This is a genomic window from Lysobacter enzymogenes, assembly GCF_023617245.1.
Classification (GTDB): domain Bacteria; phylum Pseudomonadota; class Gammaproteobacteria; order Xanthomonadales; family Xanthomonadaceae; genus Lysobacter; species Lysobacter yananisis.
The window spans coordinates 5826718-5839588 of record NZ_CP067396.1 but is presented as its reverse complement, the minus strand read 5'-3'; the positions used below and the strand labels follow the sequence as shown (position 1 = coordinate 5839588).

The 12871-nt window shown below is 73.1% G+C and carries 11 protein-coding genes; 4 read left to right on the top strand and 7 right to left on the bottom strand.

The genetic code is table 11. The features are described from left to right. The first annotated feature begins 332 nt into the window (after positions 1-332). Positions 333-1382 (top strand): diguanylate cyclase domain-containing protein, encoded by a 1050-nt coding sequence (locus JHW41_RS24395; protein WP_428995430.1) that lies wholly within the window; start codon positions 333-335, stop codon positions 1380-1382. A 22-nt stretch (positions 1383-1404) separates the two neighbouring features. Then, positions 1405-4047 carry a putative peptide modification system cyclase gene (locus JHW41_RS24390; RefSeq protein WP_250448138.1) on the top strand — a complete coding sequence of 881 codons (2643 nt, stop codon included), beginning with the start codon at positions 1405-1407 and terminating at the stop codon, positions 4045-4047. On the opposite strand, the gene JHW41_RS24385 is transcribed toward JHW41_RS24390, so the two are convergent. Continuing rightward, a complete protein-coding gene (locus JHW41_RS24385; RefSeq protein ID WP_057945886.1) occupies positions 3966-4340 on the bottom strand; it encodes an NHLP-related RiPP peptide in 375 nt (124 codons plus the stop codon). The genes JHW41_RS24390 and JHW41_RS24385 overlap by 82 nt on opposite strands. Positions 4341-4739: 399 nt before the next feature. Between JHW41_RS24385 and JHW41_RS24380 the strand changes: the two genes are divergently transcribed. Beyond that, entirely contained in the window at positions 4740-5918 is a 1179-nt protein-coding gene (locus JHW41_RS24380) for a putative peptide maturation dehydrogenase (protein WP_250448136.1), read from the top strand. A gap of 254 nt (positions 5919-6172) precedes the next feature. Further along, entirely contained in the window at positions 6173-7243 is a 1071-nt protein-coding gene (locus JHW41_RS24375) for an NAD(P)H-dependent flavin oxidoreductase (RefSeq protein WP_250448133.1), read from the top strand. 45 nt (positions 7244-7288) lie between these two features. Here JHW41_RS24375 and JHW41_RS24370 read toward each other — a convergent pair whose 3' ends face one another. From JHW41_RS24370 to ubiK, 6 genes are all read right to left on the bottom strand, one after another. Further along, complete coding sequence (locus JHW41_RS24370; protein WP_250448131.1) at positions 7289-8299, bottom strand: alpha/beta fold hydrolase; 1011 nt, start codon at positions 8297-8299, stop codon at positions 7289-7291. A 132-nt stretch (positions 8300-8431) separates the two neighbouring features. After that, on the bottom strand, positions 8432-9313 hold the full coding sequence (locus tag JHW41_RS24365) for an alpha/beta fold hydrolase (protein WP_250448129.1): 882 nt from the start codon (positions 9311-9313) through the stop codon (positions 8432-8434). A gap of 5 nt (positions 9314-9318) precedes the next feature. Beyond that, positions 9319-9474 carry a hypothetical protein gene (locus JHW41_RS24360; RefSeq protein WP_168356157.1) on the bottom strand — a complete coding sequence of 52 codons (156 nt, stop codon included), beginning with the start codon at positions 9472-9474 and terminating at the stop codon, positions 9319-9321. A gap of 395 nt (positions 9475-9869) precedes the next feature. Next, positions 9870-10700 (bottom strand): helix-turn-helix transcriptional regulator, encoded by an 831-nt coding sequence (locus tag JHW41_RS24355; RefSeq protein WP_057945890.1) that lies wholly within the window; start codon positions 10698-10700, stop codon positions 9870-9872. Positions 10701-11052: 352 nt separating this feature from the next. Further along, positions 11053-12579 carry a YifB family Mg chelatase-like AAA ATPase gene (locus JHW41_RS24350; RefSeq protein WP_250448127.1) on the bottom strand — a complete coding sequence of 509 codons (1527 nt, stop codon included), beginning with the start codon at positions 12577-12579 and terminating at the stop codon, positions 11053-11055. A gap of 10 nt (positions 12580-12589) precedes the next feature. Beyond that, complete coding sequence (gene ubiK / locus JHW41_RS24345; protein WP_057945892.1) at positions 12590-12868, bottom strand: ubiquinone biosynthesis accessory factor UbiK; 279 nt, start codon at positions 12866-12868, stop codon at positions 12590-12592. Between the last annotated feature and the right edge of the window lie 3 nt (positions 12869-12871).

The window sequence follows — 12871 nt, the reverse complement described above, 5'->3', positions numbered from 1 at the left end:
GTGCGTGGCGGCGCGCCGCATGTGCGCCTGCGGCCCGCGCGCCGCTGGACGCCCCAGGCGCACGATGAGCGATTCAGTTCCGCAGTCGCGACACCCCGCGCCCGAGGCGAGCGCGCAGGCGCGAGCGTTGCGTACGCGCAACGCCCGACCCGGATGTTGCGCGGCGCCCGGGGATTACACTCCCCGGCCATGGGGTCGAGTGTGTATGTATGTGCGGCGAGGGCGAGCGCGAGGGGTGGCCGCTTCTCCCCCCTGCCAGCGTTAGCTGCACAGACCAGGTGTTATCCTGCCGTCAAGGCTCCACAGGGGATGTGGGGCGCGGGGAGATCGGGATGAATCGCGACATGGCGGCGCCATCGGCGGGCCGCGATACCGACAATTCGGCGATGACCGCGGCGCCGACGGATGTGGCGATGGCGGTGCTGACGCCGGGCGAATTCGAACTGTTCGCCGAGATCGGCCGCCCGCGCCGGGTCGAGGCCGGGCAGGTGCTGTTCCGCCGCGGCGAACTGGGCACCACCATGTTCGTGATCGCGCGCGGCGCGATCGTGCTCGACTTCGGCGACGACCTGGTCACCAAGCGCCTGGGCGTGCGCGAATTCTTCGGCGAACTCGGCCTGCTGATCGGCGACCACGCCCGCAGCGCCGACGCCATCGCCGCCACCGACGGCCTGCTGGTGGAGCTGCGCCACGAGGAATTCCAGCGCCTGGTCGATCGCGACCCCTCGCTGGTCTCCTACTTCCTGCGCCGCGCGATCATGCGCGTGGTGTTCAACGAACAAAGCCTGATCCGCCGCCTGCGCCGCCGCAACCAGGACCTGGAAGCCGCGCTCGACAGCCTCTACGCGACCACCCACCAGCTCAACCAGACCGAAGAGCTGGTGCGCACCGACGACCTCACCGGCCTGTACAACCGGCGCGGCCTGACCCTGCACCTGCAGGACGCGCGCGCCGCCGGCCTGGCCGAGACCCTGGGCCTGGTGCTGATCGATTGCGACCGCTTCAAGCAGGTCAACGACGAACACGGCCACCTCGCCGGCGACCGCGTGCTGCAGAGCGTGGCCAACATCCTGCGCTCGGTGGCCGGGGTGGAGGACATCGCCTGCCGCCTCGGCGGCGACGAGTTCTGCCTGCTGGTCGCCGCGCGCACCCGCCAGGACGTGATGCGCTTCGCCGACTTCATCGTCCACACCGTGCACGGGCTGCTGATGATCCCGCAGTCGCCGCCGACGATCTGCCCGGTCAGCGTCGGCGCCTGCCTGGTCAGCGCCAAGCGCGACTGGAACGATTGGTACGCCCAGGCCGACGCCGCGCTCTACCAGGCCAAGCGCCTGGGCGGCAATCGCGTGCATTGGCAGGACGCCGAGCTCAGCGCCGTCTGAGCGGCGCGACCAGGAAGCCGCGATGAACGATGCCCACCGCCCCGATGCCGACGGCCCGCAGCTGCGCACCCTGCTGCTGACCGACCTGTGCGACTCGACCACCCTGGTCGAGCGCATCGGCGACGGTCCGGCGGCGGAGCTGTTCCGCGAACACGACCGCCTGGTGCTGGCGTTGCAGCAGCGCTGGCGCGGGCGTTTGATCGACCGCTCCGACGGCCTGCTGCTGTTGTTCGAGCGGCCGATCGACGGCCTCGGCTTCGCCCTGGACTACGCCCGCGGCCTGCGCGAGATCGGCGCGGCGCGCAAGTTCGAACTCAAGGCCCGCGCCGGCCTGCATGTCGGCGAAGTGCTGACCTGGCGCAACAGCGACGAGGCGGTCAAGGTCGGCGCCAAGCCGGTGGAAGTCGAAGGCCTGGCCAAGCCGATGGCCGGCCGGCTGATGGCGACCGCGCGGCCGGGCCAGATCCTGCTGTCGGCGGTGGCCGAGCCGCTGGCGCACCGCGCCGCGCGCGAGCTCGGCGAACGCGGCCAGCAACTGCTGTGGAAATCGCACGGGCGCTGGCGCTTCAAGGGCGTGCCCGAGCCGCAGGAGATCTACGAGGTCGGCGAACCCGGCATCGCCCCGCTGCGCGCGCCGCCGAACGGGCCCAAGGCCTGGCGCGACATCCCGCTGTGGCGGCGGCCGGCGGCGTTGGCCGCCGAGGTCGCGGTGCTGGCGATGATCGGTACCGGCGCCTGGTTCGCGACCCGGCCGCAGCCGGCGATCGCCTTCAGCCAGCGCGACTGGGTGGTGGTCGGCGACCTGCGCAACCTCACCGGCCAGAACGTGCTCGACGATTCGCTGGAACAGGCCTTCCGCATCAGCCTGGAGCAGTCGCGCTACGTCAACGTGCTCAGCGACCTGAAGGCGCGCGACACCCTGCAGCGCATGCAGCGCCAGCCCGACACCACGCTCGACCGCGCCATCGCCTCGGAGATCGCGCTGCGCGACGGCGCGCGCGCGGTGATCCTGCCGACCGTGGCCGAAGTCGGCGGGCGGGTGCGGGTCAGCGCCGAGGTCATCGACCCGCACACCCAGACCACGGTCTACGCCGAATCCGCCGACGGCCACGGCAAGGAATCCACGCTCGCCTCGATCGACAGCGTCACCGCCGGGCTGCGCGAGAAGCTCGGCGAGGCGATGAAGTCGATCGAGCGCGACTCCGAGCCGCTGCCCAAGGTCGCGACCAAGAACCTCGACGCGCTGCGCGCCTACGCCCTGGGCCTGAAGGCCTACGGCGAGCGCCGCCAGGCCGAGGCGCTGCGCTACTTCGACCAGGCCATCGCCCTGGACCCGGAATTCGCCCTGGCCTACCTCGGCGCGCTGCGCGTGCACGTCGGCGACGCCGACAACCGCCGCGCCCAGCCGTACCTGGAAAAAGCGGTCGCGCTGCGCTCGCATCTGGCGCCGCGCGATGCGCTGTACCTGGACGCGTGGTCGTCCGAGTACGGCCCGCAGCCGGCGCTGCGCGCGCCGGCGCAGTGGAAGCTGCTGGCCGGCCTGTACCCGGACTATTACGCCGGCCACTACAACTACGCCTGGGCCGCGTTCGCCGCCAACCGCTTCGGCGAGACGCTGAGCTTCGCCAAGGCCGCGACCGCGCCGCAGAACCCGCTGCGCAGCAGCGCGATCGAACTGATGGGCCGGGCCCAGCTCGCCCAGGGCGACGCCAAGGCCGCGCTGGCCAGCTTCGAGCAGGGCGAGAAGGTCGGCCGCTACGGTCCCAACCGCCGCCGCGCCGCGGCGCTGGCGACCCTGCGCCGCTTCGACGAGGCCCAGGCGCTGCTCGCCAAGCTGCCGACCGACAGCAGCACCGACGGCCTGACCAACAACCTGGAACGCATCGCGGTCGCGGTCGATCGCGGCCGCTGGGGCGAGGCGGAGAAAGCCGCCCAGCGCGCCGAGCGCGACGCGGTCGCCGGCACTCCGGTGCTGGCCAACCAGTTCGCGCTGATCCGATTGATGGTGGACGCCTTGAACGGCCGCCCGCCGCGCACCCAGGTGCTGGCGACGCTATGCCGCAAGTCCGCCGAGCAGGCCGGCGACGAGGCCGATCCGCTGCGCAACGAACAGGCCTTCGTCGCGCTGAGCGCGGCCTACCTGGCCCAGCGCGAAGGCGACGCGGCGGTGGCGCGGCAACTGCTGCCGGTGCTGGAGCCGCTGGTCAAGCGGATCGGCGATCCGCTGCTGGCGCAGTTGCTGACCGTGGTCCAGGCCGGGCAGCTGCGCCTGGACGGCAAGCCGGAGGAGGCGATCCGCCTGCTCCGGCCGCTGCTGCGCGGCGACGAACTGTTCCAGGTCCACAGCGCGCTGCGCGCGGCCTACGCCGCCGCCGGCCAGGACGAGGACGCGCTGGCCGAGGCGCGCTGGCTGGCGCAGCACCGCGGCCGCGCCTATATCGAAACCGGCGGCAGCCAGGTGCTGCAGACCCTCAACGTCGCCGATACCACCCTGGCCCTGCGCGAACAGGCGCGCAGCCTCGCGCGCCTGGGCCGGGACGCCGAAGCGCAGCGGCAGGACGAGGCCTTCCGCCGCGCCTGGCCTCAGAGCGGTTCGTCGCCGCCGGTGCCGCCGATGCCCTTGGCGCGCGCCTCGGCGCCGAGCAGCCCGGTTTCGAAGCAATGAGGATTGGTGTGCGAGGCCGCTGAGGTCAGCATGCCCTTGATCTCCAGGCGCGCGGCTTCGATCTCGGCCTTGGTCGCGATGTTGGCCGCGGCCATGCAGCCGTAGGCGGTCGGCGAATAGCTGCCGCTGGCGATCATGTCCTGCGCCGGCGCGTGGCCGGCCTGCGCCAGCGCCGCGGTGGCGTCTTTCTGGAACAGCTGGCGGAAGTCGTTGTCCTTGCTCAACAGGTCGAGCAGCTTGTCGGCGACTTCAGCGCTCAACGGCGTATGGCCGCCGGATTCTTTGTTTGCCATGTCCTCATTCCCCTCGTGATTGACGTGCCGTTCCGGCGTGAAAACAGCGTGAAATCTAACCTTCCCTCTCTAACGGTACAACCGGAACGCGCCGGACAAATGCGGCATTTCGAGGGTTTTTCCGCCGCACCGCAGCGCGGCCGGCATAAACCAAGCTGAAGTTGCTGAACGGGTCGGGGCGCGTGCCGCCCGGCGCGCGACGCTGCGCCGATGGGTGCCCGGCGCAGTATCCGCGCGGCGCATGGCATGCGCATGCCAGCCCCGGCGCGATGGCCGGGGACGCCGGTCGCGACATTGCCGCCCCGGGCCCGCGCGGCCGACAATGCCGGCCCCGGCGCGCCGCGCGCGACGCCGTCCGATCCGCCGCCGGCCGCGGCGGCGCCTGCCCGCGAGCCCGCGATGCGTATCCGCCGTTGCGCCATCCTGTACCTGGAGCCGCGCGAAGACGCCGGTTTCGACCTGGCCTCGTTGCTGGCCGGCGAGGCCGGCATCCGCCGCAGCCTGCGCTGGCTGGCGCTGGCGCCGCATCTGGACGCCGAGGTCGAGGTCGACGCCGCGGCGCGCGAGCTGCTCGGCCGGATCGGCCCGGGCGCGTGGGCCGACGCCGCGCCCTGGCTGCGGACGCACGCCGCGTTGGTCGCCGAACTGCTCGATCGCGGCCTGCTGCTGTGCGAAGACGACGCCGACGCCGGCCGCCGCGAGCACCACCGCCGCGACGAAGCCCTGCGCGAAACGCATTGGTGGCCGCCGGCCGCGTTGGTCCACCGGCTGGGCCGCTGGCAGGGCCTGGACAGCGCCGCGGCGATGGACGCGGCCGAGATGAACACCGCCGCCGACCTGCGCCGCCAGCTCGGCGCGCCGCCGCCGCACGTGGTCGAGCGCGGCGAGGCCGCGCACCGCCAGGCGCTGCCGCGGCAGGACGACGGCGAATTCGAGCGCCTGCTCGCGCGCCGCACCACCTGCCGCAACTTCGACGCCGAACGCGCGCTGCCGCTGCCCGCGTTCGCGCGCATGCTGCAACGCGTGTTCGCCGCGCAGGCGCAGGTGCGCATCGGCGACGACGCCGTGTTCCTCAAGAAGCACACGCCCTCCGGCGGCGGCCTGCACGCCACCGAGGCGTATCTGATCGTGCGCAACGTCGAAGGCGTGGCGCCGGGGCTATACCACTACCACCCGCTCGAGCACGCGCTGGAGCCGATGCCGCCGCCGCCGGAGCCGCTGGCGCAGTTCGCCGCGCAGGCGGTGGCCGGGCAGCACTGGTTCGCCGACGCGCACGCGCTGGCGGTGCTGGCGCCGCGTTACGCGCGCAGCTTCTGGAAATACCGCCGCCACGCCAAGGCCTATCGCGCGCTGCTGTTGGATGTCGGCCACCTGTCGCAGACGCTGTACCTCAGCGCGACCGAGCTGGGGCTCGGCGCGTTCGTGACCTCGGCGATCAACGAGGTCGACATCGAGCGCGCGTTCGGCCTGGACCCGCTCGCCGACGGGCCGCTCGCGGTGTGCGGCTTCGGTTGGCGTGGCGACCGCATGCAGACCTCCGAATTCGATCCGGCCGGCGAGGTGTGGCGGCAGGAGTGAGCGCGCGCGTCCGGTTCGGGTCGGCTGGCCGGCGTCGGCCGACGGTGCGCTGCAACGCCTCGCGCGGCGCGCGTCCGGATTCCGTCCGCCCGGCGCATCGTGCGCTTCCGCGCGCGTCGTGGCGTCCGCGCCGCGAACCCCGCGCCCCTGCGTTTCGCGTTCGCGCATCGGCATCGCATAACGACAGCGCCGGCCAACACGGCGCGCGCGGCCGGTGGCATGCTGCGCCGAGGTCTTCGCTGGAGTGCGCACCGATGTGGCCCGACCGCCGTATCCAGGAGCTGTTCGGCATCGCCTTGCCGATCATGCAGGCGCCGATGGCCGGCGCGCACGATACCGCGTTGGCCATCGCCGCCGCGCGCGCCGGCGCGTTGGGTTCGCTGCCGTGCGCGATGCTCTCGCCGCAGCAGGCGCGCGAACAGGTCGCGCAGTACCGCGCGGCGACCGACGCGCCGGTCAACCTCAACTTCTTCTGCCATCGCCCGGCCGCGGCCGATCCGGCGCGCGAAGCGGCCTGGCGCGAACGTCTGCGCCCGTACTACCTCGAATTCGGCCTGGATCCCGATGCGGCCAGCGCCGCCGCGGCGCGCGCGCCGTTCGACGAGGCTTGGTGCGCGCTGGTCGAAGAACTGCGCCCGCAGGTGGTGAGCTTCCACTTCGGCCTGCCCGCGCCGGAGCTGCTGGCGCGGGTGCGCGCCAGCGGCGCGCGCGCGATCGCCTCGGCCACCACCGTGGCCGAAGCGGTGTGGCTGGAACAACGCGGCTGCGACGCGATCGTCGCCCAGGGCAACGAGGCCGGCGGCCATCGCGGCGTGTTCCTCGAAGGCGAGGACGTATCGACGCAGGCCGGCCTGTTCGCGTTGTTACCGCGAATCGCCGACGCGGTGACGGTGCCGGTGATCGCCGCCGGCGGCGTCTTCGACGGCCGCGGCATCGCCGCCGCGTTCGCGCTCGGCGCGGCGGCGGTGCAGGTCGGCACGGCGTATCTGTTCTGCCCGGAAGCCACGATCGCGCCGCTGCATCGGCGCGCGCTGAGCGCGGGCGAGGGCGACGACACCGCGCTGACCAATGTGTTCAGCGGCCGGCCCGCGCGCGGCATCGTCAACCGGGCGATGCGCGAGCTGGGGCCGTTGTCGCCGCTGGCGCCGGCGTTCCCGGGCGCCGGCGCGGCGTTGGCGCCGCTGCGCGCGCGCGCCGAACCCGCCGGCGACGACGGCTTCATGTCGTTGTGGTCGGGCCAGGCGCGGCGCGCGCATGCGTTGGGCGCGTTCGAACTGACCCGCGAATTGGCGCGGCAGGCGCAGGACCTGCTAGACCGCGGCTGAGCCGGTCGCCGCGGCTGCGCGCGGCGCGAACGCCGCCGCCGCGCCTCAGCGCACCCGCTGCGGCGCCCACGCCGCCCACAGCCGCTGCGCTTCCTCGGCGATCACATCGGGGCGTTCTTCCGGCCAGAACAGCTTGTAGCCCTCGAGCTTGCGCAAGCCGCGCGACCGGCCGAAGGCATCGGCCAGCGGCTGCGCCTGGGCGGGATCGAAGATGTCGTCGGCCATGCCCCACAGCACTCGCGCCGGCGCGCGGCTGCGGCCCAGACGCGCGCCGATGCCTTCGAGCACGTTGCGCTCCAGGCCCAGCGCATAGGCATGGGTCAGCGCCTTGCGCCGCTGGGTCGACAGCAGCGGGCCGAAGTACATGTCGATGGCGTCGTCGTCCGGATGCGCGGGATCGGCGTAGCACATGCCGCCGAAACCCTGCGGCGAGCGCGCCAGCGCCTTGTCCTGCCACCACGGCGCCAGCCATTCGTCGACGAAGCGGCCTTGCCTGGACAGCTCGATCACCGGCAGCAGTTTCGGCGGCGGGTTGTCGAATTCGGTGTCGCAATTGGTCAACAGCACGGTGCGCACGCGCTGCGGATGCGCGGTCAGCAGCAACTGCGCGATCGCGCCGCCGCTGTCGTTGGCGACCAGGTCGGCGCTGTCGATGCCCAGCGCGTCCATCAGCGCGAGGATCATCGCCGCCTGCGCATGCGGGTCCACCGGTTGGTCCGGCGCGACCCGGGTGTAGCCCAGGCCGAGCCAATCCGGCGCGATGCAGCGCCGGTACGGCGCCAGCCGCGGCAGCGCGCCGCGCCACTGGAAGCCGTTGAGCGGGAAGCCGTGCAGGAACAGCGCCGCCGGCCCCTCGCCGCGTTCGACGTAGGCGATGTCGCCGAAAGCCGTGCGGGCGAACTTGCGGCTGGCGTGGAATTCGGCGGCGTCGAGGTCCGGGCGCGTGTCCGCGCCGTCGGCCGCGGCGACGGCCAGTCCGGGCACGCGGGCGATCGCGCCGAGGCTGCCGGCGGCGAGCAGGCCGCTGCCGCCCAACAGGAAGGTTCTGCGGTTCATGGGGAAGTCCTCGTTTCTTGCGATGGCGCGCACAGGCGGTCGGATGCGCGCGTGCACGGGTCCGTTGCGGCGCCGGCGCGCCGCTTCGGAATGTCGGTGTGGGGATGCGGCGACGGGCGTCGCCGCGCCGGCTCAGGCGTCGGAGGCGGCCAGCCAGTGTTCGCGCAACAGCAGGTTGAACTCGGCCCAGCGCTCTTCCGGGAAGAAGAGGCGCGCGCCTTCCAGCACCACGCGCCGGCGGGTGCCGGGAATGGCCTCGGCCAGCCACTGCGACCAGCGCGCGTCGAAGTAGACGTCGTCGTCGCCCCAGGCGATCAGGGTCGGCGCGCGCAGCTGCCGCAACTGCGCTTCGATGCGCACGGTGTGGACCGGGTCGAAACCGGCGAGGAAGCGCTGCAGGTCGGCCAGCCGCTGCGGGCTGCGCAGCAACGGCCGCAGGTAGGCGTCGATGTCCTCGTCGCCGAGCGCCTGCGGCTGTTGATAGGCGGGGCCCAGCGCCTGGGCCGAACGATAGACCGCCTTGTCGTCGACCATCGCCTGCAAGGTGGCGCCCAGCCCGCCGCCGGCGGCCATCGCCAGGAACGGCTCGAACGCTTGCGGCGGCCAGTTGTCGTGGGCGTCGCAGTCGGTCAGGGTCAGGCTGCGCACGCGTTGCGGATACAGCGCGGCGAAGATCTGGGCGATGCCGCCGCCGCTGTCGTTGCCGACCAGATCGACGCGTTCGATATCCAGCGCGTCGAGGAACTGCGCCAGCATGTGCGCGTTGGCGGTGACCGACACGTCCTGGTCGGCGCCGCTGTCGGTGTCGCCGTGGGCGAGCAGGTCGACGGCGATGCAGCGGCGCAGGTCCGACAAGTGCCGCAACTGGTGCCGCCACAGATGGCCGTTGAGCAGCACGCCGTGCACGAACAGGGCGACCGGTCCGTCGCCGCGCTCGCGATAGGCGATGCGTCCCGACGGCGTATCGACGTGGCCGCGCGCGAACGGCGCGGGGTCGCGCGAAGAACCGTCCATGGCGCTCAGCCCCGGTCCGGCGACTGCGCCGACGCATACGCCGCATCGAGCTTGCGCGCGCAGTCGTCGCAACACACCTCGACGGTCTTGCCGCCGATGGTCACTTGGAACGCGGTCTCGTCGAGCGGGCAGTCGCAGGCCGCGCAGGTCTTGTCGCTCATGGGGATTCTCCGGGGCGCCCGGGATTGGGCGCGCTCAGTAGGCCAGCGCGGCCGGCCGGCCGCTGTCAGAAAATTTAGCGATCGCCGGCGGGGGGCGACGGGAGCCTTGCGGGGTTGGCGCGAGCGGCGATGCGGGGTGCCGGTCGAGGACAGGGCAACGGCGACGCGGGGGCGTCGGTCGGTGGCGGGGCAATGGCGACGTGGGGCGCCGGTCGGTGTCGGGGCAACGGCGACGTGGGGTGCCGGTCGGTGTCGGGGCAACGGTGACGGCGTGGCGCTTGGCTGGCCGAGTCCGGGTGTGGAAGGTGGCGTCGTGGTTCGGTCGGCGCGGTCGCGGCTTGCGCCGCTTCTACAGTGGGCGGCCTGCGGCCGCGGGGAGGCGGCGGCCTCGGGTTTCAGCGATACAGCGCCGACTGCCGGAATTCCGACGGCGAGCGTCCGTAGGTCTGCTGGAACGCCGCGCTGAAGTGGCTGTGGCTGGAAAAGCCGAGGTCCTGGCCCAGCGCGCTCAGGTCCTCGTACTCGCCGAGCAGGTCCAGCGCGCGCGCCAGCCGCAGGCGCAACTGGTAGCGATACAGCGGCAGCCCTTCCACGCGCTGGAACACCTGGGTCAGGTACACCGGCGAGACGCCGACTTCGGCGGCGATCTCGGCCAGGGTCCAGCGCCGCGACAGGTCGCTGACCAGCACCAGCTTGGTCCGTTCGACCAGCCGCTGCTGGCCGGCGCTGGCGCCGGCGGCGTGGGCGGTGCGCGGCCCCAGCGCGCGCTGCGCCAGGGTCAGCGCCAGGCTCTCGGCCTCCAGCGGCTCGGCGATGCCCTGGCGCAGGCTGTGGCGCAGCAGCATCGCCAGCGACTGCGCGCGCGGATCGATGCGCAGGCGCGGCTGGCGGAAGGCCAGCGCCTCGCCGTCGCGCAACAGCGCCTTGGGCGCCATCTCGCGCAGCATCGGTTCGGCGATCGACAGCGACAGGCTGGCGTCGCCGCCGTCGATCGGGTGGCTGACCCGGTAGCCCTCGCCGGCGTTGAAGAACAGCACCTGGCTGGCTTCGGCCACGCTCGCCTGCTCGCCGAGATGACGCACGTAGACGCCGCGATAGGGGAACACCAGATGGGTCGCGGCCGCGCATTCCTCCGGCCCGCGGTGCTTGCACCCGCCCGGGCAATAGACGTCGCGGACCGTCACGGTCGGCGTCTTGAGCAGGGTGTGGACGGTGAACCCGGACATGCCGAAGGCCTCGATGGCGCCGCGCGTTCGCGGCCGGCGGGCCGTCGCCTGCGCTGGCCGGGTCCGCGCGGCGACTATAGCCCAGCGCGCCGGCGCCGACGCGGCCCGGTCGCGCGCCGGGCGGGCCGTCGCCGGACGCCTCCGAGTTGGTGGCGGAGGCTGTTTTTCCGGTGGAAGCCGACCGGCGGCTATGGGCCCGTGGGCGCACGCGGAACGCAGCATCGTATCGGCGCTATCGGATCGGCGCGGTCGCATCGGCGCGGTCGCATTGGCGCCATCGCGTACCCGTCATCGCCGCGGGACGCGAGCGCGGCGCCGCGCTCGGCGACGCATGCCGCGCGATGGGCGGCGGCTAGGACGCGCGCGCGGCGCTGTCGCGATCCGCGCGCCGATAACCGATGGCTTCGGTCAAATGCGCGGTGCCGATGTTGGCGCTGTCGGCCAGATCGGCGATGGTGCGCGCGACCCGCAAGATCCGGTGCATCGAGCGCGCCGACAGCTGCAGTCCGTCGACCGCGCGTTCCAGCAGCGCCTGGTCGCGTTCGCCCAGGCGGCAATGCTGGTTGGTCTGGGCCTGATCGAGGCGCGAATTGGTCCGGCCGCTGCGTTCGGCCTGGCGCTGCCGCGCGGCGGTCACGCGTTCGCGGATCGCGGCGCTGCATTCGCCCTCGGGCTGGTCGGGGCGCAGCGCCGCCGGCGGCAGCCGCGGCACTTCGATGTGCAGGTCGATGCGGTCCAGCAGCGGGCCGGAGATGCGCGCGCGGTAGCGGCGGATGAGGTCCTCGGTGCAGCGGCAGCGCGCGCTGCTGTCGCCGGCCCAGCCGCAGGGGCAGGGATTCATCGCCGCGACCAACTGGAAGCGCGCCGGAAACTCGGCGCTGCGCGCCGCGCGCGACACCGTGACCGCGCCCGACTCCAGCGGCTCGCGCAGCACTTCCAGCGCGCGCCGCTCCCATTCGGGCAGTTCATCGAGGAACAGCACGCCCTGGTGCGCCAGCGATATCTCGCCGGGCCGCGGATCGGCGCCGCCGCCGACCAGCGCGACCGCGCTGGCGGTGTGGTGCGGGGCGCGGAACGGGCGCTGGCGCCAGCGCGACGGGTCCAGCGCGCGGCCGTGGCCGCCGCCGCCGACCGAGGCGATCGCCGCGGTTTCCAGCGCTTCGTCTTCGCTGGCCTCGGGCAGCAGGCCGGGCAGGCGCGAGGCGAGCAGGGTCTTGCCGCAGCCGGGCGGGCCGATCAGCAACAAATGGTGGCCGCCGGCCGCGGCGATCTCCAGCGCGCGTCGCGCCTGGGCCTGGCCGCGCACGTCGCGCATGTCCAGTTCCGGCGAGCGCGCCAGCGGCGGGGCCACGGCGCGCGGCAGCGACGCGCGTTCGCACAGCATCGCGCAGACCTCCGACAGCGTGCGCGCGGTGCGCGCCTCGACCCGGCTGGCCAGCGCCGCTTCGGCGCCGTTGCCGGCCGGCACCACCAGCCGGCGGCCGGCCTCGGCCGCGGCCAGCGCCGCCGGCAGCACGCCGTCGATCGCGCGCAGCTCGCCGGTGAGGCCGAGCTCGCCGAGGAACTCGCAATCGGCGAGCGCCGGCAGCGGCAGCTGTCCGCTCGCGGCGAGGATGCCGAGCGCGATGGCGAGGTCGTAGCGGCCGCCGTCCTTGGGCAGGTCGGCCGGCGCGAGGTTGACGGTGATGCGTCGTTGCGGGAATTCGTACTGCGCCGAGGCGATCGCGGCGCGCACCCGGTCCTTGGCCTCGCGCACCGCGGCCTCGGGCAGGCCGACGATGTTCATGCACGGCAGGCCGCCGCCCAGATGCACTTCGACGCGTACCGCCGGCGCACGCACCCCCGTTCGCGCACGGCTGTGCACGAGCGCCAGGTTCATGGCGGACGGCTCAGTGCTGGGGGGCGTGCTGTGGTTCGGAAGCGTCGTCGAGCCGGGATTCGAGCTCGGCCACGGTGCGCTGCAGTTCTTCGAGCTTCTCGCGGGTGCGCAGCAGCACCGCGCGCTGCACTTCGAATTCCTCGCGGGTGACCAGGTCGAGCTTGGACAGCCCGGTCTGCAGCACGGACTTGAAGTTCTGCTGCATTTCCTCGCGGCCTTCGCGCACGCCCGGCGGGACCAGGGTGCTGAGGCGGCGGGCGAGGTCGTCGATGTAGTTCAGGTCGATCATGTA

Coding starts and splice junctions, on each gene's coding strand:
- JHW41_RS24380 (WP_250448136.1), top strand. CDS start 4,740: ATGCGTATCCGCCGTTGCGCCATCCTGTACCTGGAGCCGCGCGAAGAC.
- JHW41_RS24390 (WP_250448138.1), top strand. CDS start 1,405: ATGAACGATGCCCACCGCCCCGATGCCGACGGCCCGCAGCTGCGCACC.
- JHW41_RS24375 (WP_250448133.1), top strand. CDS start 6,173: ATGTGGCCCGACCGCCGTATCCAGGAGCTGTTCGGCATCGCCTTGCCG.
- JHW41_RS24355 (WP_057945890.1), bottom strand. CDS start 10,700: ATGTCCGGGTTCACCGTCCACACCCTGCTCAAGACGCCGACCGTGACG.
- JHW41_RS24350 (WP_250448127.1), bottom strand. CDS start 12,579: ATGAACCTGGCGCTCGTGCACAGCCGTGCGCGAACGGGGGTGCGTGCG.
- JHW41_RS24370 (WP_250448131.1), bottom strand. CDS start 8,299: ATGAACCGCAGAACCTTCCTGTTGGGCGGCAGCGGCCTGCTCGCCGCC.
- ubiK (WP_057945892.1), bottom strand. CDS start 12,868: ATGATCGACCTGAACTACATCGACGACCTCGCCCGCCGCCTCAGCACC.
- JHW41_RS24360 (WP_168356157.1), bottom strand. CDS start 9,474: ATGAGCGACAAGACCTGCGCGGCCTGCGACTGCCCGCTCGACGAGACC.
- JHW41_RS24365 (WP_250448129.1), bottom strand. CDS start 9,313: ATGGACGGTTCTTCGCGCGACCCCGCGCCGTTCGCGCGCGGCCACGTC.
- JHW41_RS24385 (WP_057945886.1), bottom strand. CDS start 4,340: ATGGCAAACAAAGAATCCGGCGGCCATACGCCGTTGAGCGCTGAAGTC.
- JHW41_RS24395 (WP_428995430.1), top strand. CDS start 333: ATGAATCGCGACATGGCGGCGCCATCGGCGGGCCGCGATACCGACAAT.